Origin of the sequence: Massilia sp. (assembly GCF_031995545.1) — a bacterium.
Lineage (GTDB): Bacteria > Pseudomonadota > Gammaproteobacteria > Burkholderiales > Burkholderiaceae_D > Telluria.
In genome coordinates, this window is the sequence record NZ_DAMAGA010000002.1 from 249,925 (window position 1) to 274,337 (window position 24,413).

The window sequence follows — 24,413 nt, forward strand, 5'->3', positions numbered from 1 at the left end:
CACGCGATGGCGGCATCCATGCGGCTGTCCGCGCACGCGCCCGCCACGCCTGGATTCAGGCGCGGGACGGTGTGACGAACTGGCAGGCGAGACGAATGCATGGCGGACAGTAAAGACGAATAGAACCAGTATAGTCCGCCAGTCGTGATTGCGCCATCATGAAGGAGACGACGAGGTCGACGGCACGGTCTGGAGCGGCCATAAAAAAAGCGGGCCGCAGCCCGCTTCCTGACGTTGCAGCGTCTCGATTAACGCTTGTCGATCGACGGCACGTCACGCGCCGGCGAACCGACGAACAGCTGACGTGGACGGCCGATCTTCTGTTCCGGATCGGCGATCATTTCGTTCCACTGCGCGATCCAGCCGATGGTACGTGCCATGGCGAAGATGCCGGTGAACAGCGAGACCGGGATGCCCAGTGCCGACTGCACGATGCCCGAGTAGAAGTCGACGTTCGGGTAGAGTTTACGCGACACGAAGTATTCGTCGTTCAGGGCGATCTTTTCCAGCTCCATCGCCAGCTTGAACAGCGGGTCGTCCTGCAGGCCCAGTTCGTTCAGCACTTCGTGGCAGGTTTCGCGCATCAGGGTGGCGCGCGGGTCGAAGTTCTTGTACACGCGGTGACCGAAGCCCATCAGCTTGACGCCCGAGTTCTTGTCCTTGACCTTCTCGATGAAGGCAGGGATGTTCTCGACCGAGCCGATTTCCTTCAGCATGGTCAGCGCCGCTTCGTTGGCGCCGCCGTGGGCAGGGCCCCACAGGCAGGCGATGCCGGCTGCGATACAGGCGAACGGGTTGGCGCCCGACGAACCGGCCAGACGGACGGTCGAGGTCGATGCGTTCTGCTCGTGGTCCGCGTGCAGGATCAGGATGCGGTCCAGGGCGCGCACCAGCACGTCGTTGACCTTGTACTCTTCGCACGGGTTACCGAACATCATGTACATGAAGTTGGCGCTGTACGACAGGTCGTTGCGCGGGTACATGAACGGCTGGCCGACGTTGTACTTGTACGCCATCGCGACCAGGGTCGGCAGCTTGGCGATCAGGCGGATGGCCGAGATTTCGCGCTGCTTGGCATCGTTGATGTCGAGCGAATCGTGGTAGAACGAGGCCAGGGCGCCGACGGTGCCGACCAGCACCGACATCGGGTGCGCGTCGCGGCGGAAGCCACGGAAGAAGAACTGCATCTGCTCGTGGATCATCGTGTGCTTGGTCACGGTGTCGCTGAACTTCGCCTTTTGCTCGGCGTTCGGCAGCTCGCCATTCAGCAGCAGGTAGCAGGTTTCCAGGAAGTCGCAGTTGACGGCCAGTTGCTCGATCGGGTAGCCGCGGTACAGCAGCTCGCCCTTGTCACCGTCGATGTAGGTGATGCTCGAGTTGCAAGCGGCGGTCGACATGAAGCCAGGGTCGTAGGTGAACTTGCCGGTCTGGCCGTACAGCTTGCGGATGTCGATGACGTCCGGGCCGACGGTGCCTTTGTAGATCGGCATGTCGACCGACGGGCTGCCGTCCGAGAACGACAGGGTGGCTTTGGTATCAGAGATATTCATGGCACTTCCTTCTTGTGGGAGTGGGTTCTACAAAATAAAACGAAACCTTACAAGACCCGGCTTCCACACGGCGGCCGGATCAAAATTTCGCTTACGCTTGCCGCAGCTTCGCCAGCAAGGCGCGCACATGCGGCAGGTCGACATCGCCCTCGGGCTCTACACGTCCCAGGAGCAGATCCATCAGCGGATTGTCCGCCAGGTCCAGCAAGCGGGTCAGCGCATCGACTTCCTCGTCGGTCAGTTCCTCTTCGTGCGCATCCAGGAAGCGCGTCAGGATCAGGTCGTTCTCGAGGAGACCCCGGCGTGCGCGCCAGCGCAGGCGGGCACGGTTGGTGGGGTCGGATTGATGCGCGTTTGGGCTGGCCGTCACACTATGTTCCGTTGTTGGTTCGACATCATAACCCGGCTGCCGCGATTCGGCAGTACGGTACTTTTACTGTATTGCAGCGCCTTTTTCAGCGGCGATGCGGGGGTAATGCACACGTGCGTCGGACGCGTGGACGGGAGCCCGTCCACCCTGCCGCGCTGCGACGCACGTCTGCATACCGGACTGGGAATGTGCGGCGCCCTGCTCTGGCGCCGCACGCTTCACGCCAATTAAATGGCGCGACGAACCAGCAGTTCCTTGATCTTGCCGATCGCCTTGTTCGGATTCAGGCCCTTCGGGCACACGTCCGTGCAGTTCATGATCGAGTGGCAGCGGAACAGACGGTACGGGTCTTCCAGGTTGTCCAGGCGCTCGTTGGTGGCTTCGTCGCGCGAGTCGGCGATGAAGCGGTAGGCCTGCAGCAGGCCGGCCGGACCGACGAATTTATCTGGATTCCACCAGAACGACGGGCACGAGGTCGAGCAGCAGGCGCACAGGATGCACTCGTACAGGCCGTCGAGCTCTTCACGCTCTTCCGGCGACTGCAGGCGCTCTTTCTCCGGCTTGATCGAGTCGTTGATCAGGTACGGCTTGATCGAGTGGTACTGCTTGAAGAACTGGGTCATGTCGACGATCAGGTCGCGCACCACCGGCAGGCCCGGCAGCGGACGCAGCACGATCGGCTGGGTCAGTTCGTTCAGGTTGGTGGTGCAGGCCAGGCCGTTCTTGCCGTTGATGTTCATGGCGTCCGAACCGCACACGCCTTCACGGCACGAGCGGCGCAGGGCCAGCGAATCGTCGACGTCCGACTTGATGCGCTGCAGGACGTCGAGCAGCATCTTGTCGGTGTCTTTCAGTTCGACGGTCACGTCTTGCATGTAGGGCTTTTGATCCTTGTCCGGATCGTAGCGGTAGATTTTCAGTTGGACGGTGCGTGCCATTTGATTACCTGTTCTATCAAGCCGGAGCTTTGCTCCGGCTTTACATCAATATTAGAAAGTACGGGCCTTCGGCTTGAAGGTGTCCACGGTCAGCGGCTTCTGCACCACTGGCTTGTACTCGAGACGGTTGCCTTCCGAGAAGAACAGGGTGTGCTTCATCCAGTTCTCGTCGTCGCGGTTCGGGTAGTCGCTGTGGGCGTGGGCGCCGCGCGATTCCGGACGCGCCGCGGCCGAGACGATGGTCGCTTTCGCGGTCTCGATCAGGTTGTCCAGTTCCAGCGCTTCGACGCGGGCGGTGTTGAACACGCGCGACTTGTCCTGGAACGAGACGTGCTTGCGGCGCTCGTCGAGCTTCATGATTTCCTTGACGCCCGCGTCCAGCAGTTCCTGGGTACGGAACACGCCGCAGTACTTCTGCATCGTGGCGCGGATGTCGTTGGCGACGTGCTGCACTTTTTCGCCGCCGGTCGCGTTTTCCAGCTTGTTCAGGCGGTCCATCGCGAAGTCGGACGCGTCCGCAGGCAGTGCCTTGTTCGAGCGCTGCTTCAGGTTCGAGGCCACCACGTGGTTGCCGGCCGCGCGGCCGAACACCACCAGGTCGAGCAGCGAGTTGGTGCCCAGGCGGTTCGCGCCGTGGACCGAGACGCAGGCGCATTCGCCGATCGCGTACAGGCCGTTGACGATCTTCTGGCCGCCAGTGCCGTCAGGCGCCACCACCTGGCCGTGGATATTGGTCGGAATACCGCCCATCTGGTAGTGGATGGTCGGCACGACCGGAATCGGTTCCTTGGTCGCATCGACGTTGGCGAACTTGTGGCCGATTTCCAGGATCGACGGCAGGCGCTTCTCGATGGTGTCCTTGCCGATGTGGCGCAGGTCCAGCAGCACGTGATCCTTGTTCGGACCGCAGCCGCGGCCTTCCTTGATCTCCTGGTCCATCGAACGCGACACGAAGTCGCGCGGCGCCAGATCCTTCAGGGTCGGCGCATAGCGCTCCATGAAGCGTTCGCCGTTGCTGTTGATCAGGATACCGCCCTCGCCGCGCACACCCTCGGTGATCAGGACGCCCGCGCCCGACACGCCGGTCGGGTGGAACTGCCAGAACTCCATGTCTTGCAGCGGCAGGCCGGCGCGCGCCGCCATGCCCATGCCGTCGCCGGTGTTGATGAAGGCGTTGGTCGAGGCCGCGAAGATACGGCCGGCGCCGCCGGTAGCGAAGATGGTGGTCTTCGCTTCCAGGATCATGATGTCGCCGGTTTCCATTTCCAGGGCAATCACGCCGACCACGTCGCCATCGGCGTCGCGGATGATGTCCAGGGCCATCCACTCGACGAAGAAGTGGGTGCGGGCGCGGACATTACGCTGGTACAGGGTGTGCAGCAGCGCGTGGCCGGTACGGTCGGCCGCGGCGCAGGCGCGCTGGACCGGCTTCTCGCCGAAATTGGCGGTATGGCCGCCGAACGGACGCTGGTAAATGGTGCCGTCAGGGTTGCGGTCGAACGGCATGCCGAAGTGTTCCAGCTCGTACACGACCTTCGGTGCTTCGCGGCACATGAATTCGATCGCATCCTGGTCGCCCAGGTAGTCGCCACCCTTGACGGTGTCGAACATGTGCCAGTACCAGTCGTCTTCGCTCATGTTGCCGAGCGAGGCGCCGATGCCGCCCTGGGCCGCCACGGTGTGGGAACGGGTCGGGAACACTTTCGACAGCACGGCCACGTTCAGGCCGGCTTCTGCCAGCTGCAGCGATGCGCGCATGCCGGAACCGCCGGCACCAACGATGACCGCGTCAAAACGACGGGTAGGGATTGCAGTTTTGATTGCTGCCACGATTACACACTCCAGAGAATTTGCACGGTATAGGCAACGCAGCCCACCAGCCAGAAGATGGTGATGAATTGCAGCGTCAGGCGCAGGCCGACGTTCTTGATGTAGTCCATCCAGATGTCGCGGATGCCGACCCAGACGTGGTAGTACATGCCCAGGAAGGTGACCATCGACAGCAGCTTGAACCACTGCCTGGCGAACAGGCCGGCCCAGCCTTCATACGTGAAATTCTGGCCGGTCAGGAACATGGCCAGCAGGACGACGGTGTAGACCGCCATGAGGATCGCGGTGATGCGCTGGGCCAGCCAGTCGCGGAAGCCATAGTGCGCGCCGACGACGAGGCGACGCTGGCCGATATTGTTCTTGCTTGCCATGATTTAAAACACTCCGAACAGTTTCAGGCCGACCACGGCGGTCAGCAGCAGGCTGATGATCAGCACCCAACGGGCGGTCGACTGGGCTGCATCCTTGTCCAGGGCAAAGTGATTGTCCATGAACAGGTGGCGGATGCCGGCGGTGAAGTGGTGCAGGTAAGCCCACGACAGGCCGAGCAGGATGATCTTGACCAGCGGGTGCGAGACGATGCCCTGGAAGTAGCCGAAGGTCGACTCGGACAACAGGCTCTGCTGGAACAGGTAGAGCAGGAACGGCAGCAGCAGGAACAGCCCGGCGCCGCTGACGCGGTGCAGGATCGACACGATCGCCGACGGCGGCATGCGATATTTGGTCGTGATGTCGCCGATGTCGACGTTGCGATACACCGGCCGCCCTTTGTTGCTTGCTTCTCTCACGGCTTCCGACATGATGGTACACCTCCCATTTATGACAAATTTTTGTATGAACCCTGCATTCTTGCCGATTTCATGACCCGGTCCGGGGAAACTCGGACAGGGTGAGCGGGACAGCGAGCGGCGAACCGGGTCATGTCCGTCGCGTACCCAAAACCAATATATTTTAATCGCATCAAGCGATCGTCGCAGCCGGGACTTTTATCCCTTCCACTGAATTTCAGAACTATTTGAAATAACAAAAACGGCTAAATATTTACCGTTTATTCATTTCCCGATTTTTATTCTTGTTTTTGTCTTTTTTATGACAGCTCATTCAGATAATGGTGTTTTGCCGTCGAATACATTTCGCGCCGCAGCTCCACCGCCTTGTCGCCGTAGGTGAACGACACGCGCTCGCCGCACAGCAGCGGCGTGCCTTCCGCCACCTTCAGGTGCTCGGCCGTGACGGCATCGGCCGCCACCGCGCGGATCTTCTCGGTGGCGCGGATCATGCGGGTGCCGAACTCGGTCTCGAACAGACCGTACATCGGCCCCTTGTACTCCACCAGGCGCTCCGCGCTCAGGCCCTTGAACAGCTGGCCCGGCAACCACAATTCTTCCAGGATGGTCGGCTGGCCGTCGAACGACTGCACGCGCTTGATGTACACCACCGCGTCGCCCGACTTCAGCTCGAGCAGGCGCGCCACCTCGGCCGGCGCACGGATGCGCTTGACTTCGAGGAAGCGGTTTTCGGGATGGTGGGGAACGCCTTCGTCAGGCATCAGGCGCAGGAAGCGGAAGTGGGCGCGCTCTTCGGCATGGCTGGCAACGAAGGTGCCCTTGCCCTGCCGGCGCACGACCAGGTTCTCGGCCGCCAGTTCGTCGATCGCCTTGCGCACCGTGCCCTGGCTGACCTTGAAGCGCGCGGCCAGTTCGACCTCGCTCGGCATCAGCTCGCCCGGCTTCCATTCGCCGGCCTGCAGGCTCTGGGTGATCAGGGCCTTGATCTGCTGGTACAGCGGCCGGAACGACGGCGAGCCGCTGGCTGAGGCTGGTACGGCAGGGTTGGACGGAGCGGAATTCATAGACCGCGATTTCACCACAAAAGCGCACGACCGTCCAGTGCAACTCTGTCAAACATATGTGTCTTATATAAGACATATGATATGAATTGACAGATGGAATGGCGGAGGAATACACTCGTGGCCGACCGGGCGTCGGCAGCGGCTTTCTTCCATATTGTACGCGCGCGACATCCGATTAAATTGGCATGCGCTTTTGGTATCATTGCAGCTTCACCGAAACGGCAAGTCCCAGGCGTTGACTGTTTTCATTCCCACTTTGGAGATTCATCATGGCTAAAACCCCAATGCGCGTCGCCGTGACCGGCGCAGCCGGCCAGATCGGCTATTCCCTGCTGTTCCGCATCGCCAACGGCGACATGCTGGGCAAGGACCAGCCGGTCATCCTGCAGCTGCTCGAGATCGACAACGAGAAAGCTCAAAAGGCGCTCAAGGGCGTCATGATGGAAATCGACGATTGCGCGTTCCCGCTGCTGGCCGGCATGACCGCCCACGCCGATCCGATGACCGCGTTCAAGGACGTCGACGTCGCCCTGCTGGTCGGCGCCCGTCCACGCGGCCCGGGCATGGAACGCAAGGACCTGCTGGAAGCCAACGCCCAGATCTTCACCGTGCAAGGCAAGGCGCTGGACGCCGTCGCTTCGCGCAACGTCAAGGTGCTGGTGGTGGGCAACCCGGCCAACACCAACGCCTACATCGCGATGAAATCGGCCCCTAACCTGCCGAGCAAGAACTTCACCGCCATGCTGCGCCTGGACCACAACCGCGCGCTGTCGCAAGTCGCCGCCAAGACCGGCAAGGCGGTCAAGGACATCGAAAAGATGGTCGTGTGGGGCAACCACTCGCCGACCATGTACGCCGACTACCGCTTCGCCACCGCCGGCAACGAATCGATCAAGGACCTGATCAACGACCAGGAATGGAACGCCAACACCTTCCTGCCGACCGTCGGCAAGCGCGGCGCCGCGATCATCGAAGCGCGCGGCCTGTCGTCGGCTGCCTCGGCCGCCAACGCCGCGATCGACCACGTGCGCGACTGGGTGCTGGGCACCAATGGCAAGTGGACCACCATGGGCATCCCGTCGGACGGTTCGTACGGCATCCCTGAAGGCACCATGTTCGGCTTCCCGGTCACCACCGAGAACGGCGAATACACCATCGTCCAGGGCCTGGACATCGATGCATTCTCGCAAGAGCGCATCAACCTGACCCTGAAAGAGCTGGAAGAAGAGAAAGCCGGCGTCGCTCACCTGCTGGGCTGATCCGCTCAACCACGGCGCGAGGCAACCGCCGCGCGCCAGCCGCGCCGCGCCCTTCATCCGGCGCGGCGCAGTACCGTCATATGTTGTCATAAGAGATATGCATCCTTCCGAGGTTTTATTCCAGGGCAAACGCCAGCCACTGCTCCTCCCCGCCTGCGATCATTACGCCGGCACCGAGAAGCTGATGCGCAAATCGATGGCCCTGCAACAAGAGCTTGGCCCCCTGTTCGACATCACCTTCGATTGCGAAGACGGCGCGCCCACCGGCGGCGAAGCCGAACACGCGGCGCTGGTGGCGTCGTTCATCAATAGCGATGACAACCGTTTCAACCGCATTGGCGCACGCTTGCACGAGCCGGCCAGCGAGCACTTTGCCAGCGACGTCGCCACCATCGTCGGTGGCGCGGCGGCGCGCCTGGCCTACGTGGTGCTGCCGAAAGTGGCGGGTGTGCATGAGGTGCGCCGGGCGATCGACCTGATCAACCAGCACGCCGGCAGCCGCACGGATCTGCCGGTGCACGTCCTGATCGAAACCCACGGCGCCCTGCGCGAAGCCTACGACATCGCCGCCCTGCCCCAGGTCGAATGCCTGTCGTTCGGCATCATGGACTTCGTCTCCAGCCACTATGGCGCGATTCCGGCCAGCGCGATGCGCACCCCGGGCCAGTTCACGCATCCGCTGGTGGTGCGCGCCAAGCTCGAGATGGTGGCGGCCTGTCATGCGCACGGTAAAGTGGCGTCGCACAATGTCACCACCGATATCAAGGACAGCGCCGTGGTCGCCAACGACGCCCAGCGCGCCGGCGCCGAGTTCGGCTTCAACCGGATGTGGAGCATCCATCCGGACCAGATCAAGCCGATCCTGAAGGCCTTCACGCCGCGCCTTTCCGAAGTCAATGAAGCAACCAATATCCTGAGCGAGGCCATGGCCGCGGACTGGGGACCGATTGCTCAACATGGCCGCTTGCACGACCGTGCGAGCTACCGATATTATTGGTCGGTGTTGCAGCGCGCTAAGCTGGCTGGCCTTGCGCTGCCGGAAGCCGCGGCGGCAATCGTCAACCTCCCGCATGCTCCCGATTCCCACTGACCCGACCATGGCCACCCTCCTCCCCAAACTGATCGCCGCCTGCGCCGTCGCGCTCGCGGCCGCCGGCATGTGCGCGCCGGCCAATGCCGCTGGCGCAACCACCACCGCCAAGGAAAAACATCCGAAAGCGGAAAAAGTCCTGAAGGCACAAGCCAAGAAGAAATCGTCGAACAAGGCGAAAGCCGGCGCAGCTGTTGCAGCAACCGCTGCCGCAACCGTGGTCGCCGCCGACCCGCTCGAAGTCGACGAGCCGGACATCACCGACACCAAGGTCACCGAATACGCGTGTGAACTGAACAACAAGGTCACGATCTACACCAACGAGACCGACGACAGCCATATCGCGCTGCGCTGGAAGCACCGCCTGCACCGCCTGTCGCGCGTGGGCACCACCACCGGCGCGCTGCGCTTCGAGAACCCGCACTGGGGCCTGATCTGGATCGGCATCCCGGCCAAGGGCATCCTGCTGGACTCGAAGCTGAACCGCCAGCTGGCCAATGAATGCAAGAACGCCGAGCAGTCGGCGATCGTCGCCGCGGCTCCGGCGGACGCAGTAAAGAGTTGAATCGAAAAGTTGATGCAAGCCCCGGTCCCGGCCGGGAAAACCGAATCGCCCGACGTTATGACGGCCGCATTTCTGCTGTTGAAATAACAATACCCCACTGAAGGAGAGATTATGTCTCGCAACACTCTGAACACACTGAAGGAATTCCCGATCGGCGGCGGCCAGAGCGGCCAGTTCCATTCGCTGCCGGCGCTGGCGGAAAACCTCGGTGTGAACCTGTCGCGCCTGCCGGTGTCGATCCGTATCGTCCTCGAATCCGTGCTGCGTAACTGCGACGGCAAGAAGGTCACCGAAGAGCACGTCAAGCAGCTGGCCAACTGGGGCGCGACCGCGGAGCGTACCGACGAGATCCCGTTCGTCGTCGCCCGCGTGGTGCTGCAGGACTTCACCGGCGTGCCGCTGCTGGCCGACCTGGCCGCGATGCGCAACGTCGCCGCCAAGACCGGCGCCGATCCGAAGAAGATCGAGCCGCTGGTGCCGGTCGACCTGGTGGTCGACCACTCGGTGACCATCGACCACTTCCGCGAGCCGAACGCGCTGGACCTGAACATGAAACTGGAATTCCAGCGCAACAACGAGCGCTACCAGTTCATGAAGTGGGGCATGCAAGCCTTCGACACCTTCGGCGTGGTGCCTCCGGGCTTCGGCATCGTGCACCAGGTCAACCTGGAATACCTGGCGCGCGGCGTCATGAAACAGGGCGACATGTACTACCCTGACACCCTGGTCGGCACCGACTCGCACACCACCATGATCAACGGCGTCGGCGTGGTCGGCTGGGGCGTGGGCGGCATCGAAGCCGAAGCCGGCATGCTGGGCCAGCCGGTGTACTTCCTGACCCCGGACGTGATTGGCGTCAACCTGAAGGGCAAGCTGCGCGAAGGCTGCACCGCGACCGACCTGGTGCTGACCGTCACCGAACTGCTGCGCAAGGAAAAAGTCGTCGGCAAGTTCGTCGAGTTCTTCGGCGAAGGTACCCGTTCGCTGTCGACCACCGACCGCGCCACCATCGGCAACATGGCGCCTGAATACGGCGCGACCATGGGCTTCTTCCCGGTCGACGAAGCGACCGTCGACTACTTCCGCGGCACCGGCCGTACCGAAGAAGAACTGGCCGCGTTCGAAGCCTACTACAAGGCGCAGGGCATGTTCGGCGTGCCGCAGGAAGGCGAGATCGACTACACCCGCGTGGTGGAACTGGACCTGTCGACCGTGACCCCATCGCTGGCAGGTCCGAAGCGTCCGCAGGATCGTATCGAACTGGGCCATGTGAAGAACACCTTCACCGAACTGTTCAGCAAGCCAACCACCCAGAACGGCTTCAACAAGAACCCGGACGACCTGTCGAAAGTCTACGAGACCACCAACGGCGTGCGCGTGAAGAACGGCGACATCCTGATCGCCGCCATCACCTCGTGCACCAACACCTCGAACCCGAGCGTGCTGCTGGCCGCGGGCCTGCTGGCCAAGAAAGCCGTCGAGCGCGGCCTGACCGTGGCGCCGCACATCAAGTCCTCGCTGGCGCCTGGATCGCGCGTGGTCACCGAGTACCTGACCGCGGCCGGCCTGCTGCCTTACCTCGATAAACTGGGCTTCGGCGTGACCGCCTACGGCTGCACCACCTGCATCGGCAACGCCGGCGACCTGACTCCGGAGCTGAACGCCGCGATCACCCAGAACGACATCGTCGCTGCCGCCGTCCTGTCGGGCAACCGTAACTTCGAAGCGCGTATCCACCCGAACATCCGTTCGAACTTCCTGGCATCGCCTCCGCTGGTCGTCGCCTACGCGATCGCCGGCAACATGACGAAAGACCTGATGACCGAGCCAGTGGGCAAGGACACCAACGGCGTCGACGTCTACCTGGGCGACATCTGGCCTTCGTCGCAGGAAGTCGGCGAACTGATGCGCTTCGCGATGAACTCGGAAGTGTTCAAGAAGAACTACGCTGACGTCAAGGGCAACCCGGGCGCACTGTGGGAACGCGTGTCGAGCACCGAAGGCCAGGTCTACAACTGGCCGGAGTCGACCTACATCGCCGAACCACCGTTCTTCAGCGACTTCGAGATGACCCCGAAAGCGGCCGCCACCGGCATCACCGGCGCCCGTGCGCTGGGCGTGTTCGGCGACTCGATCACCACCGACCACATCTCGCCGGCCGGCTCGATCAAGGAAGACGGTCCTGCAGGCAAGTGGCTGAAGGATCACGGCGTGCTGAAGGCCGACTTCAACTCCTACGGCTCGCGCCGTGGTAACCACGAGATCATGATGCGCGGCACCTTCGCCAACGTGCGCATCAAGAACCGCATGATCCCGCCGAAGGCGGACGGTTCGGCGGTCGAAGGCGGCATCACCCTGCACCAGCCGACCGGCGAACAGATGTCGATCTACGACGCAGCGATGAAGTACGTGGAAGCGGGCACCCCGACCATGATCTTCGGCGGCGAAGAGTACGGCACCGGCTCGTCGCGCGACTGGGCTGCGAAAGGCACCCAGCTGCTGGGCGTGAAGGCCGTGATCGTGCGTTCGTTCGAACGCATCCACCGCTCGAACCTGGTCGGCATGGGCGTGCTGCCGCTGCAGTTCATCGGCAACGACAGCGTCGACACCCTGGGCATCACCGGCAAGGAAACCTACGACCTGAAGGGCCTGGAAGGCGAGATCAAGCCGCAACAACTGGCAACCCTGGTGATCCACCGCGAAAACGGCGAATCGCAGGAAGTCAAAGTGCTGCTGCGCATCGACACCCCGATCGAAGTCGATTACTACAAGCATGGCGGTATTCTGCCGTTCGTGCTGCGTCAGTTGCTGGCGGCGTAATCGGGCAAAGTCTTTTCAATACGGGATGGTTGTATAAATAAAAAGGGCTGGAATCTGAGAGGGTTCCAGCCTTTTTATGCTCATGCTTCGATACCGGTATGTCGACAGTGTCGACATACCGGTAGGTATTCATATTGATGAAATCAGCTTGGCCCCGCATGCAGTAGTGTCCATGTGATAAGCGACTTGTTTTCCATGGTGTTTACGATCGCTACCATTTGGTTGGATCGGAAACATGCCTTTACATTTAGGACAATAGGTTGAGTCCCCTTCGACGGCCACAGGTTTGCCGAGAACAGTAAAATCATTTGTTGCGGAGGTGACCTTACCGCCATGGCTGGTCTTGTCACCTAGCCGAATAACCCCATGTCCGTTCTGATCTTTCATTTTACTCCTAACTGATTTGCTCAGGCGATGCTATCAGCCCCAGCCACACTCTCGTTTATAGCGATGAGGTGATCATCGGAATCTAAAAAGACTTTTCTATATCGCCAGTATCCAGATAGTTCTAAATGGTGCAAATTGAATCCTGCAAGGGAGTCATGCACATAATTATCGAACAATATGGCGAAAGATGGCAGTGTTGCCTTAGATTTTTTAGCAAGTGCCAACACTGACTGTGCTTCTGGCTCGAGAAATAGATTAGTGATTAAATCTTTCCTACCTCTAGTAAACGTGCGATCTTTAACAATTTCAAATATTCGCCTACCAACACCCATATCTTTAGTTCTTGTCATGGCATTAGCATCATTGATAAGACGCTTGTTAAAAGTTAGCAATATCTCTTTTTCTTCTTGGACTGCCCGCGTAACTTGATTTGATGTATGAAAACTTTCACGTATTTGCCAACGCCAGTTGAGATAAGGCTGGAGCCACTCGTACATCGGTCGCGGCGTCAGCGTTGCCTGTGAAATGAAATCATCATAAGACTTAATGACGTCAGAGTGAATCGCAAATGGATCACGTCCTATAGCTGATTCACGGTTTTTTTTCAATGGAACGCCAGCAGCTACAGCACAATCGAACATATGATTCAGCGGAATTTGGGATAGCTTTTTGGAGTCGTCGTCTACCGCGAGACCTAGTTCGCCTGGCCGGTAACCGCCGCCAACATCGCTATGGGCGCCTGGATAAGCATATTGTACCCATCCGGATGACATGCTATCTTTGCTTCCAAATGCATCCAAAGGAAAATTTCGTCGAAGTTCGTGCATTGCCACCATGTGCAGGCAGTTCTGAACTGAATTCGAGACGCGCAGTGATTTAGCACTGGCCCAGGACCCATGCCCACCAGTTGAGTTCTTAATTAGCGCTGTTGTACCTGACCAGAATCCTGCTGACGCGACAGTGTCAATTATTCCAAGGAAACGAAATTGTAGTGGAACGCCGGCTAAGCGACCATTGACGAGCAAATCATTTAGCCAGTTGCAAAATACCCGCGCTTCCGCTGCTCCCCTTGAGAAACCAAATACGTCAATGAAACATTCAGCAATATGCGGTTTGTAATTTTTTAGCTTCGCCTCCAGCGAATCCGATTGTTGCCTTAGAAAAAGATGGCGGATATTAACCCCTTCTGCTGCCCCCGTCACTAAGCTCATATCCATATCAAATTTAGCGAGGTGCTCGCGATCGGCAACACCGGTAAACAGAGATCTATTACGACATAAACCGAGCACGGTTTTCTCATCGAACAAATAACTCTTCATGGTTCGATAACTTAGGAAGTTAAAAACGGATAGCAACCCGAAGACAACCCTTCCCTCACAACCGAATGCCCATCCCGTACCGAGCTTACTCTCTCCATCTTCTCCTATTTCAGGAAAACTTGTTCCGACTCCAGGAATATAGACACGTTCGTAGCCGTCCTTCCTTCTATCAATATAACTCCTAAATAGACGTGCGATGTTTGTATCCGCCAAATGCGGCAAATCTCTATACATATTATTATTAGTACCATCGAAGAATAACCCTATGTTTAGGGTCACTTGGCACGATTTAACATCGCAACTCACTTTTGGAACCACTATCTTCATGTCACTGACAGGAGCTAGTTTCGTGGGCGAAGCAGAAATTGTCTCGTGACTCATTACCATCCCCCAAGATTTTTTTTATCAATATCTGCTTGTCTTGCGAACTCAGCAACCTCTTCTTCGCTGAAGAATTCTCTTATTATCTTGCCCGGCGACGCTAATTGAGCTGCCTGTGAATTACCCCATTGAATTGGATGTTTATCACTATCGAATCCAAAAGGAGTTACCACAATACGTACTTTCCCATCCGAAAAGAAATGAACCCAGAAAAGATCTGGCTCTTTATATTTTTCAACTGGAACTTGAGCTTGATATATTCCTACGAGCTCCGCAGTTTCAGACTGTAGCGGACTATGTGGCCTGACGATATGATGTACCTCCCAGCGTACTTCCACCTTCAAATCAGGAGTCCATTTTTTTGGAAGTATCAGACAACATACATTACTGCCACCGCCCCCACCCTCCCCAACGCCATCGCCAATTTTTTTATCAATATAAAATTGGCTAATCAGATAATCTGACCCAAGATGATGAACACCTTTGACAGTGACAGGCAACCCTTCATCACCTGCTAGTACGGAATTTTTCTTGACGCAAGACCAAATCACGCTGATTGCAATTGCGCACAAAAAAATCCTACCCCACGAGAAATTTTTTAATTGGCCAATTTTCATAAATTTCCTCGAAAATATTGATCAACCAATGCCATTGCCGTTGCAAAGTCATATCGAGCTCATCTGCCTGACCAGTTCTTGCAACCTTTCTCGAAATATCCCTGCCTTTTCAATTGCAAGAAATTCTTGAATAGCTTGTCCGCTAAAAATATTGCCGCGCGTAAAAATAGCCGCCTCTGTCAAAAATGTTAAACACAACTCATTTGAGTTATTTGCTGCACGCCAAATCTGGCGCGCAGTACATGCCCAAGTGTATTGATCAGCAGCGCTACCCGGAAAGTCAGCACCATGATGCATCATCCTCACCTTGGCAACGAAGTGGTCAGGCTCACTCGATTCCTCAAGGGCATCCAATTGATCCTGCTCCAAACATATTGGCGTCGGTACGCTTGAAGTGAAATGAATTAGCGGAAGTCGCACGATCAACCCTGATCGGTTGCAAATATTCCATTTTGTAATTGGCGAACTCATAGCTGCCCATTGCTCTGGATTTAAGATCGAGGGGAGTATCGCGAGCACGGCGCAATCAGCATACCTAAGCGTGAACTGTTTCCCCGCAGAGTCGAGAATAAAGGTAAAGCGGCGCAGATGTTGAGCGATCTGTTTAAAGTCCAGGCTAGTTTCGATGATCGATACGTGGAGCGCGGGCTTGCACGCATTCAAGTAACCCATGACCTGATCAAGGGCACCTTCTTCGTAAGCAGATTCGATATCCACCAGGAGTGGACTGACTTCCAAAGCACGTTCCGAATAAATCGGCTCTAGCCATTCAGGACGACTTTTCACATCAGCTTCGGTATAGCCTGCCGAAACTTCTTGCAGCAGTCCGTTATCAATCAGGAGATAGACAAACATCTCGCACCTATCATCATTCATTCCGCCTCCACCAGTGGACTATGTGCACGTGCGGCCGCGAGCATGCAAGGAATGCAAATATCATGATGCGGCAGTTCGTCGGGAAATTGCATCTCGGACGCTTTCTTCGCAAACGTCTGATGATCCGCGGCGTACACATGACTATTACCAGTTGTATTAGCAATGATCCCCTCAGCACTGATCTTCAACTCACTGCCACCGCCGTATATCCGTACACCTTTTCTAGCCTTGATATTGATCCAGTCCGTCGTGCTGATCAGCTCCATCACCTTCTTCGCAACCTGTTCAATTACGCCATCCTGGGCCTCAGTCCTTACGCCGCCACGTGCCGCGATATACTTCATTCCGCCATCGTTGGCAAACATGCTGATTCCCTGCCCCGCGCGTACTGATGTCTTCCCCCCGGTGGTCAAGGACGTATCCGCGACCGTTATGAAGTCGGCATTCTTTTCAGCACCAATTACCACGCTTTCCGCGCTCGCCATGATGATGCCAGCCGGGCCATCGATTGCCACAATCCCGGCTCCGCCTGAACCGCCGCCGCTTTCAACGGCGTTGGTGCCGTGATCGAGATGCCTGAGCTTGTCCAACAGTTCTGTCAATAGAGGACCGCTGGCAGGATCTTTCGCGTGGGCCTCCGCCAGCTTCGCGAGCTGATCGGATATGTCGCGTAATCCGTCTGCCAATCCGATGAGTTCTTCCCGGTCCAGCTGCTTGCCTTCGGCCTTGTTACGCGGGTCAGCCGTAATCAGCACGCCCTTGCCGCCTCGGATTGCCACGGCATGGTCGCTGCGCAACTCCGCACCCTCGCCCCGGGGCCGATGGCCCTCTCCCCGTGGATGCGTCAGCCAACCGAGATTCAGTTGTGAAGCGCCCTCGTCGCTTGCCAATTGGGCGCTGATTTCGCGCGGCGTATCGTCGAAGCGCAGCTGGTTCGCACGTGAACCCTGGATCTCTTCACTGCGCATCCCAGACAGTAACCGCGTCCGTGGCACATTCGCCCGCTCGCTCAAAGGCGGGGGGAGAGCCTGTCCGTTGTATAGCTGCGCAATGATGATCGGTTTGTCGGGATCTCCGCCGAGAAAGCCCACCAGAACTTCGGTTCCGACACGCGGCAACGCCAGCGTCCCGCAACGTGAACTGCTACTGCCAGCCCAATTTGTCCCTACTCTTACCCACGCGGAATCGCTATCCGTATTTGACGCACCGGCACCTTTTGCATGCTGGTGGTCAGCCTGACGCATTGCCGGGAAGCGAATCTTTACACGGCTGAACTCATCGCAATACACGACATCTTTTTCTCCGCCGACCACAAGGGCGGTCTGCAGACCCGGATCACGCAGGTCGGTACGCGGGTCAAATGCTGGCACAATCGGAATACCGCGTCGCACCGCATCGAACCGCAGATGAAACGCGGGCGATTCTGGGGCGCCGGCCGGATTGAAGCTGGTAACCGCGCCATGCCAGCCATTACGAGCGAACAGGTGCTGTACTCGCTCTTCCAGGCTCCTCGGCAAATTATTTCGTGCTCTGATATCAATCGATGTGATAACGAAGTCTCGCTCCGTTGCTGGATGCCGGTCGATCTCCGGATGCCCCTTGATCGTGAAGTATTCACCTGCACGAAAGTCGCGTACGCTTCCTTCGCCTGTAAAACGCTTCGCATCGAGCTCCTTGCGTTGCATACGCAACCGGCCCTGGCGGTACAATTCTTCGTCATCACCAGCTACATGGGGCGATTCGACAATAAACTCTTGCACGCTTCCAGCCAGCTCGTTGCCCAATGGGCCTTGGTTGGCCATGCCTGGAACCTCGGCATGCATAAAATCGATATTTGCTGATCGCTTGTAGTCCCAGCTGAATACATTCGCGCTGCCCGGTTGAAGCGTGCGAACACCTGCCCAACCTGTAATCGAGTCACGCTCTTCAGTGGCGTCGTTGCGATGGAACCGCACGACGCCGGCCGCGTTCTGATCAAAAATGCTGGATGCGTCGAACAACGTGAGTGTGTGCGCCTCCTGCACATCACCGGCCTGCTGCTCCGTTGGACGTGCACGATGACGGCCCGGCCGGAAGAACCAGCCGATTCCCGACCGCTTCAGCAGGCGGCGTACGAACGCCGCATCCGATTCGTTGAACTGAATTGTCTGTTCGCGCTCAGAGTGCGCCTCCATGTGAAATCCTGGCGCGAATTCATAATCAAACATCCCGGCCAGCGCGCTGTTCGAACGCGCCCATTCCTCCAGCACCACAGTTACGACCTGCGGCCAGCTCATCCTTCGGAAGATTCGGGTGTTGACACGCTGTTCCATGATCGCCATGACATCACGGATGACGATGCGATAGCTGGCGATTGATCCGTCGAATTCGCCAGAACTTGCCTGCGCGACAATTCCGCTGACCCGTCGTAAATACCCGCGGTCAGTGACAAATTCAATAGTGGCGACCAAACCGATTAATTCTTTTAGGGGAAGCGTGTTTGAAGTAGCCACACAATCGACCTGATAGTCGAGCCCGCCGCATACGGTTTCGCTCCCGCGGATAAACTGCGGAAGGAGGATATCGTTGATCTGCTTGCCTAGATGGAAAAGCTTGAGACGAATAGGGCGATGAGTGGTTTGCAGGTGTCTGTCCTCCTGCATAAGACTGACGAGTTCATCACCAATGTGCACGACGGTCTCCCATGATCCACTTCTGAATAAGCGTGCATTTTGGCAGTTCCGCCTCATTAAAAATTGAGCAAAAGCAATGTCCACCTGTCAGAATATTCCGAATAAACCTCACTGCGTCTCGGAAAAACAAAATGCCCGATGGAGCTCATCGGGCACTAAGGTAAAACGACAAGTAATCAGGCGATCACGTCAACCGCTCGATTGCTCGCAATCTCGAACGCAGTTGCTTTTTAGTGCATCACACCTCGGCCCACATCCGCAACAGGTTGTGATAATGCGCCGTCAGCCCCACCGTCGTCTCGGATTCGCCATGCTTGGCGCGCAGCCGCTGAATATGCGTATCGAGGTCGAGCAACATGGTCCGCTTGCCGTCATCGCGCACCATGCTCTGCGTCCACAGGAACGACGCCACGCGCTCCCCACGCGTCACCGGCTTGACCTGGTGAATGCTGCCGGACGAATACACGATTGCATCCCCGGCATCCAGCTTCACCTCGTGCGTCCCATACAGATCCACCACTTCCAGCTCGCCACCGTCGTACTCGTCCGGCCCGCTCAGGAACACCGTGGTCGACACGTCGGCCCGCACCGGCGCCGAGCCGCCGCGCTGGGCGCGGATCGCGCCGTCCACGTGCAGGCCGTAATGCTCGCCGCCGCTGTAGGCGTTGAAGTAAGGCGTCAGCACCCGCAGAGGCAACGCCGCGGCGAAGAACAGGGGATTGGCCATCAGCGCCGCGCTGACGATCTGGCCGAGCTCGAGCGCCAGCGGCGTACTCTCGCCCAACTGGCGGTTGCGCTTGACCCGCGCGCCCTGCGGCCCGACGCTTTCGCGGCCGTCGATCCATTCGGGAGATTGATCGAGGCGGGCGCGGATCTGCGCCACCTGCTCCGGCGTCAGCACGCCGGGAATATGCAGCATCATATTCAGTTCGTCTTTTTGAATGCAACAAAAAAATCCCCCCTGGCGGCGCCAGGAGGGGCAAATCCGGTTTCCCGGCGGGGGTGGTACTCCGTGAAACAATGCTGCCAAACCAGCTGCCGACGAGTTTCCCGGTCGCCGGCAGCCTCAATCGAATCACACCCAAACCCTGAACGCACCTTCAACTTGACTTTGAATGAGAATCGTTCTCATTATGTACCGACTCGCGCCGACATGCAAGCGCTGTCGTGCGCACCCGGGCGGTGCCGGCGGTATTCGTGACTTGTGGCCGAATCAACTACAATACCGGGGATATGGGTTTATCATGACCCACTGGACTTTCGATTCATTCACCGACAAGAGACTCACAAGCGCCATGCGTCGTCCTTCCAAAGATTCAACCAAACTCTCCGCAGAAAGCCAGCGCCTCGTCAGCCTCTCGCAAGCCCTCATGCAAGCTGCCAGCCGGGCCGAGGAACGGGCCTGGGAACGCCAGCTGGACACGCACCTGCAAAAGCTGCTCAAGCTCAATCATCAGGACAGCGTCGACAGCGCCCTGAATACCCTGTTCAAGGATGACCTCGCCTCTTACGACGTGCTGATGGATACCGTGGAAGCGGTCAGCGAATCGTCGTGCATGGTCGAACAGACCGAAAAAGGCGACGTCACCTGGCAGGCGCTCTTGATCGCGGCGCCGATCCTGGCCTGGACCCGTTTCTCCATCGCCACCGGCAATATCCCGTCGGACCTGCTGGCTACGCTCGGCGCCCACTTCTCCGGCCACCTGCTGGCCGAAGGCACGCGCATGGCGATGGCGCCGACCCTGTATTCGCTTGACCAGTTGCCGCGCACCCACTCCGAAACCTATGCGCTGACCCACAAGCTGGCCGCCGCCGCGCACAAGGGCGGCACCATCAAGCCGGCGCCAAGCGCCGAAGAAGTCCCGGCCTTCCTGGCCGACACCCGCTATCTGGTCGTGGCCGTGGTGGCGCCGGCCGGCGAGCCGATCTTCCGCTGGCAAGAGCCGCAGCACCAACTGCGCTTTGCCGAAGAACGCAACCGCTGCCTGGAACAATGGCGCGCGCAAGCCACCGCCAACGTCGCGCGCCTGCTGCCGGGCTGCGGCATCGAGCTGCTGCTGCCGGAAGCGTATTACGTGGCCTGCCGCGAAGCGGATAAACTGATCCGCCCGATCTCGATCCGCGCCGCCGTGCACTATCTGACCAACACGCTGGGCGTGGAAGCGTCCGACCTGCGCGCCGTGGTGGCGGGTTTCGGCGAGGAAGCGGCCGACATCCAGATCGACGAATACCGGGTTTCGTTCACGATGCGCCAGAGCGCCGACGTGGTGTACGGCATCGTCTGGCCGCTGTACGGCCAGGAAGACGAGGAAGGCACGCCGATGGAAGGCCCGCTGGCCGCCGCCGGACAGCTCCTGAGCCCGATCAACGAGATCATCGCCCACCTGAACGACGCCGGCATCGCCCACGTCAAACGCATCAACGAGCGCTATGCGGCCGAGTACTGCGACGATTGCGGCTCGCCGCTGTTCGCCGATCCTACCGGCGAGCTGGTGCATGCCGAGATGCCGGAAGACGCGCCGGCCGGGACCGAGCACTTCCACTGAACGCTCGCGGCAGGCCCGCCCGGGCCTGCCGCGCAGGCAGCCGCCATCGTGCTGCGCGAAGCTTGCCCGAAGCTTGAGCGCGATAAAAAAAGGGCGCCGCCCGCAGCAATGCGGACGGCGCCCTTCTTCTTTGGCGAGCGAAAATCAGGCCATCGGGTCGATGGTGAAGGCAGGCATGCGCGCGCCATTCTTCGCGCTTTCCAGGAACTTGTCCGAGGTCAGCAGCGCTTCATGGATGGTGACGTCCATGTCCAGGTAGCGGTAGGTGCCCAGGCGGCCGACGAAGGTGACGGTATCGTCCTGCTTGGCCGTGTTCACGTACAGTTCCAGCTACGCCGTCTCGCGGGTCTGGCGGATCGGGTAGTACGGGATGTCCTTTTCTTCGCACTGGCGGCTGTACTCGGCGTAGCAGATGGTCTTGTCGTGCTGTTCCCACGGCGAGAAGTGCTTGTGCTCGGTGATGCGGGTGTAGGGCTTTTCGCCATCGCAGTAATTGATCACGGCATTGCCCTGGAAGTCGCCGTCGGCGCGGAACACTTCGAAGTCCAGCGTGCGGTACGGCAGGCGGCCGTCGCTGTGCTTGAACCAGGCGTCGATCGGGCCGCTGTAGAACACGTGCTCGTAGTCGCTCTTGGTCGACGGATCGAACATGGTGTTCAGGTGCACGGTCACGCCCGGCACGTCCAGGATGTTCTGCACCAACTCGGTGTAGCCGTTGGCCGGCATGCCCTGGTATTTGTGGTTGAAGTAATTGTCGTCGTAATTGAAGCGCACCGGCAGGCGCTTCAGGATGCTGGCCGGCAGTTCGCTCGGCTGCAGGCCCCACTGCTTGATGGTGTAGGTCTTGAAGAAGGCTTCATACAGCTCGCGGCCGACGAAGCGCAGTGCCTGCTCTTCGAAAGTGGTCGGGTTTTCGATCGACTTGTCGCCCAGGTTGGCCAGGAATTCCTGCGCTTCGGCCGGACCCATGGTCTTGTTGAAGAACTGGTTGATGGTCAACAGGTTGATCGGCAGCGTGAACACCTTGTTGTCGGTGATCGCTTTCACGCGGTTGACGTATGGCTTGAACTCGGCGTAACGGTTGACGAATTCCCAGGCGCGCTCGTTGTCGGTGTGGAAGATGTGCGGACCATAGATATGCACCATGACGCCGGTCTCGCTGTCACGTTCCGAGTAGCAGTTGCCCGCGACGTGGGGACGCGATTCGAACACCTCGACCGTATAGCCTTCCTTGGCCAGCTGGTTGGCGATCACTGCCCCGGAAAACCCTGCGCCGACGATGGCGATATTCTTTTTCATCTTCTTGTGTCCTGGTGGTGTTGGCAATGCCGGGCCTGCGCCTGGCCTCGACTCGAACAAGGAGAAAAAAGATGGAATTGCCGAGTCGAACCAGGGTCACACGACACCGCATCGCGGATGGAATTAATGCCAAAAATATATCACCAGAATGGCGTTTTGCCCCGCACAATTGGACGTGTGTGTGGTTGTGTTGTAGCGCTGATATGGATGAGCTACGAAACAGGAAGATCAGAGGTCGTTAGGCAGTGATTTGATGGCTGAAAACCCACGTGCCGCAGCGCGACAAACGACGGTAGGGTTGGCGGCTCTGCCGCCGACGCGTCGATTGTTATCGGCTTCGATATCGCGCCGGATGATCTTGCCGGTAACGATCACCGCGTCGGCGGCGTAGCGCGGGGCCGCCTAGGCCAGCCCTACTTGCGGATCGCGGCAATCACGCGCTTGGTGAACTCGGCGGTATTGCCCGAATGCCAGCGCCAGACCACCACCAGGTCATGGTCTGGCGACACCACGATGGTATTGCTGCCCGCGCCCAGCGCCGCGAACGCATTCGCCGGCAGCCCCGGCAGGTTCTTGCCCTTGGTATTGAGCCACCACAGATAGCCATAGTCCGGCCCATGCGCGCTCGGCGTCAGAGCCTCCTTGACGTAAGCCGCCGGCAGGATCTGCCTGCCGTTCCATGTCCCCTGCCGCAGCCACAGATAACCGAAGCGCGCCATGTCCCAGCTGTCGATCCACATGCCGCCGCCCCAGCGCGTGCCGCCGCTGACCGACGGCACCTGCTTGCCGTTCAGCTCCACATAGCTGTTATGGTAAGGCAGCCATTTCCAGCTGCCGGAGCCGCCGATCGGATCCATGACCTGCTGCTGGAACACCTCCGGCACCGACTGGCCGAACACCTGCAGCAGCGACAGCGAGAAGCGGTTGATGCGGGTATCGTTGTATTCGTAGAAGCTGCCCGGCGCCTGCAATGCGCGCGGCTTGCGCTCGCCCTTGCCGAAGGCGGCCTTGCCGATGAAATTGCTATGCTTGCCCCACAGCGTGCCATCCCATTCCGACTCCTGCTGCAGGTGCTGCTTCCAGGTGATCGGCGCGTTCTGCGGCGCATCGTAGCCGCCGTCCTTGACGCGCTCTGCCACCCGTTCGTCGACCTTGATGCGGCCGTCGCGCACGGCGATGCCCGCCACCGTCGCCAGCATGCTCTTGGCCACCGAATAAGTCGGATCGACGAAACGCGTGTCGCCGAACTCGGCCACCACATACCCCTTGTAGATCACCACGCCATTGGTGTGCGCGCGCCGGGTCGGCATCGAACCCAGGCGCTCGCCGAAGATGGTTTCCTGGGTCGACAGGTCGAGCGGCCAGTCGGTTTCGTGCGATTGCGCGAACTGCACGGCGGCGGCCAGCGCCGCCGGGTCCATGCCGAGCTGGGCCGCGTCCTTGCGCGCCCATTCGCCGGCCGGCGGAAAGTAGGTCGCAGGATCGGCGGCGAAAGCGGACGGCAGCGCCAGCCCGATTGCAGTGGAAAGAGAAACAGCAAGCAGGCTGCAGCGCGACAGGGTCATCGTGGCTGGGTCCAGGTGGAGTAAGGAGAACGGATCAGGTTGGAGTTGTAATAGCGCTTGTCGCCGGTGACCTCGTCGGCGATCCAGTCCGGACGCTCGAACACGGCATCCTCGGACGGCAGTTCGATCTCGGCCACCACCAGGCCCGCGTTTTCACCCAGGAACTCGTCGACTTCCCAGGTAAAGCCGGCATGCTCGATGCGGCGCCGGTATTTCTCGACCAGCGGCCGCTCGCACAGCCGGTCGAGCAGTTCGGATGCGTCCTGCGTCGGGATCGGATACTCCCACTCGCCGCGCGAGGCGCCTTCGCTCTTGCTCTTGATGGTGATGAAGCCCTGCTCGCCATAGATGCGCACGCGCACCGTGCGCACCGGGTCCGACGTCAGGTAGCCCTGGCGCACCAGCACCGGCTCGCCCAGCGCGCGCCAGTCGTCGCCCACTAGCAAAAACTTGCGCTCGATCTCGATGCCCATGGCA

Annotated in this window: 22 protein-coding genes; 5 read left to right on the forward strand and 17 right to left on the reverse strand. The window is 59.3% G+C overall.

Going from position 1 to position 24,413, the window contains the following annotated elements:
* Positions 1 to 248 precede the first annotated feature (248 nt).
* The 7 genes from gltA to RTQ83_RS03055 form a co-directional block, all read right to left on the reverse strand.
* Positions 249 to 1,550, reverse strand: coding sequence for a citrate synthase (gene gltA / locus RTQ83_RS03025; protein WP_312511153.1), 1,302 nt, complete (start codon positions 1,548 to 1,550; stop codon positions 249 to 251).
* Between the two features lie 91 nt (positions 1,551 to 1,641).
* A complete protein-coding gene (locus RTQ83_RS03030) occupies positions 1,642 to 1,920 on the reverse strand; it encodes a succinate dehydrogenase assembly factor 2 (protein WP_312511154.1) in 279 nt (92 codons plus the stop codon).
* Between the two features lie 227 nt (positions 1,921 to 2,147).
* Positions 2,148 to 2,858, reverse strand: coding sequence for a succinate dehydrogenase iron-sulfur subunit (locus tag RTQ83_RS03035; RefSeq protein WP_312511155.1), 711 nt, complete (start codon positions 2,856 to 2,858; stop codon positions 2,148 to 2,150).
* Positions 2,859 to 2,909: 51 nt separating this feature from the next.
* The gene (sdhA, locus tag RTQ83_RS03040; RefSeq protein WP_312511157.1) at positions 2,910 to 4,688 is read right to left on the reverse strand and encodes a succinate dehydrogenase flavoprotein subunit; all 1,779 of its coding nucleotides are present in this window, start codon (positions 4,686 to 4,688) and stop codon (positions 2,910 to 2,912) included.
* Positions 4,689 to 4,690: 2 nt separating this feature from the next.
* Positions 4,691 to 5,059 (reverse strand): succinate dehydrogenase, hydrophobic membrane anchor protein, encoded by a 369-nt coding sequence (gene sdhD / locus RTQ83_RS03045; RefSeq protein ID WP_290417034.1) that lies wholly within the window; start codon positions 5,057 to 5,059, stop codon positions 4,691 to 4,693.
* 3 nt (positions 5,060 to 5,062) lie between these two features.
* Positions 5,063 to 5,488, reverse strand: a complete 426-nt coding sequence (gene sdhC, locus RTQ83_RS03050; RefSeq protein ID WP_312511159.1) for a succinate dehydrogenase, cytochrome b556 subunit — start codon at positions 5,486 to 5,488, stop codon at positions 5,063 to 5,065.
* Between the two features lie 287 nt (positions 5,489 to 5,775).
* On the reverse strand, positions 5,776 to 6,540 hold the full coding sequence (locus RTQ83_RS03055; protein WP_312511160.1) for a GntR family transcriptional regulator: 765 nt from the start codon (positions 6,538 to 6,540) through the stop codon (positions 5,776 to 5,778).
* Positions 6,541 to 6,809: 269 nt separating this feature from the next.
* Between RTQ83_RS03055 and RTQ83_RS03060 the strand changes: the two genes are divergently transcribed.
* From RTQ83_RS03060 to acnA, 4 genes are all read left to right on the forward strand, one after another.
* Positions 6,810 to 7,799 carry a malate dehydrogenase gene (locus RTQ83_RS03060; protein WP_312511161.1) on the forward strand — a complete coding sequence of 330 codons (990 nt, stop codon included), beginning with the start codon at positions 6,810 to 6,812 and terminating at the stop codon, positions 7,797 to 7,799.
* Positions 7,800 to 7,896: 97 nt separating this feature from the next.
* On the forward strand, positions 7,897 to 8,889 hold the full coding sequence (locus RTQ83_RS03065) for an aldolase/citrate lyase family protein (RefSeq protein WP_312511163.1): 993 nt from the start codon (positions 7,897 to 7,899) through the stop codon (positions 8,887 to 8,889).
* A gap of 7 nt (positions 8,890 to 8,896) precedes the next feature.
* Positions 8,897 to 9,454 (forward strand): hypothetical protein, encoded by a 558-nt coding sequence (locus tag RTQ83_RS03070; protein ID WP_312511164.1) that lies wholly within the window; start codon positions 8,897 to 8,899, stop codon positions 9,452 to 9,454.
* Between the two features lie 111 nt (positions 9,455 to 9,565).
* Positions 9,566 to 12,274, forward strand: coding sequence for an aconitate hydratase AcnA (gene acnA / locus RTQ83_RS03075; RefSeq protein WP_312511165.1), 2,709 nt, complete (start codon positions 9,566 to 9,568; stop codon positions 12,272 to 12,274).
* A 129-nt stretch (positions 12,275 to 12,403) separates the two neighbouring features.
* Here acnA and RTQ83_RS03080 read toward each other — a convergent pair whose 3' ends face one another.
* The 6 genes from RTQ83_RS03080 to RTQ83_RS03105 form a co-directional block, all read right to left on the reverse strand.
* Complete coding sequence (locus tag RTQ83_RS03080) at positions 12,404 to 12,661, reverse strand: PAAR domain-containing protein (RefSeq protein WP_312511167.1); 258 nt, start codon at positions 12,659 to 12,661, stop codon at positions 12,404 to 12,406.
* A gap of 20 nt (positions 12,662 to 12,681) precedes the next feature.
* Positions 12,682 to 14,361, reverse strand: coding sequence for a DUF2235 domain-containing protein (locus RTQ83_RS03085; protein ID WP_312511169.1), 1,680 nt, complete (start codon positions 14,359 to 14,361; stop codon positions 12,682 to 12,684).
* Positions 14,361 to 14,978, reverse strand: coding sequence for a DUF3304 domain-containing protein (locus RTQ83_RS03090; protein ID WP_312511170.1), 618 nt, complete (start codon positions 14,976 to 14,978; stop codon positions 14,361 to 14,363). Before RTQ83_RS03090 ends, RTQ83_RS03085 begins: the two co-directional genes overlap by 1 nt.
* Before the next feature lie 48 nt (positions 14,979 to 15,026).
* A complete protein-coding gene (locus RTQ83_RS03095; protein WP_312511172.1) occupies positions 15,027 to 15,854 on the reverse strand; it encodes a DUF4123 domain-containing protein in 828 nt (275 codons plus the stop codon).
* The gene (locus RTQ83_RS03100) at positions 15,851 to 18,526 is read right to left on the reverse strand and encodes a type VI secretion system Vgr family protein (protein ID WP_312511173.1); all 2,676 of its coding nucleotides are present in this window, start codon (positions 18,524 to 18,526) and stop codon (positions 15,851 to 15,853) included. The genes RTQ83_RS03095 and RTQ83_RS03100 overlap by 4 nt, the downstream gene beginning before the upstream one ends.
* Positions 18,527 to 18,764: 238 nt before the next feature.
* Complete coding sequence (locus RTQ83_RS03105; protein ID WP_312511174.1) at positions 18,765 to 19,448, reverse strand: Fe2+-dependent dioxygenase; 684 nt, start codon at positions 19,446 to 19,448, stop codon at positions 18,765 to 18,767.
* A 373-nt stretch (positions 19,449 to 19,821) separates the two neighbouring features.
* On the opposite strand from RTQ83_RS03105, the gene RTQ83_RS03110 reads away from it, so the two are divergent.
* On the forward strand, positions 19,822 to 21,072 hold the full coding sequence (locus RTQ83_RS03110) for a DUF2863 family protein (protein WP_312511175.1): 1,251 nt from the start codon (positions 19,822 to 19,824) through the stop codon (positions 21,070 to 21,072).
* A 144-nt stretch (positions 21,073 to 21,216) separates the two neighbouring features.
* On the opposite strand, the gene RTQ83_RS03115 is transcribed toward RTQ83_RS03110, so the two are convergent.
* The 4 genes from RTQ83_RS03115 to RTQ83_RS03130 all read right to left on the reverse strand — a co-directional run bounded on the left by RTQ83_RS03115 (position 21,217) and on the right by RTQ83_RS03130 (position 24,409).
* Positions 21,217 to 21,390: a hypothetical protein gene (locus RTQ83_RS03115; RefSeq protein ID WP_312511176.1), complete on the reverse strand. Its 174-nt coding sequence runs from the start codon at positions 21,388 to 21,390 to the stop codon at positions 21,217 to 21,219.
* Between the two features lie 12 nt (positions 21,391 to 21,402).
* Positions 21,403 to 22,371 carry a UDP-galactopyranose mutase gene (locus RTQ83_RS03120; protein WP_312511177.1) on the reverse strand — a complete coding sequence of 323 codons (969 nt, stop codon included), beginning with the start codon at positions 22,369 to 22,371 and terminating at the stop codon, positions 21,403 to 21,405.
* Between the two features lie 413 nt (positions 22,372 to 22,784).
* Positions 22,785 to 23,936 carry a serine hydrolase gene (locus RTQ83_RS03125; protein WP_312511178.1) on the reverse strand — a complete coding sequence of 384 codons (1,152 nt, stop codon included), beginning with the start codon at positions 23,934 to 23,936 and terminating at the stop codon, positions 22,785 to 22,787.
* Positions 23,933 to 24,409, reverse strand: coding sequence for a CYTH domain-containing protein (locus RTQ83_RS03130; protein WP_312511179.1), 477 nt, complete (start codon positions 24,407 to 24,409; stop codon positions 23,933 to 23,935). The genes RTQ83_RS03125 and RTQ83_RS03130 overlap by 4 nt, the downstream gene beginning before the upstream one ends.
* Positions 24,410 to 24,413 lie beyond the last annotated feature (4 nt).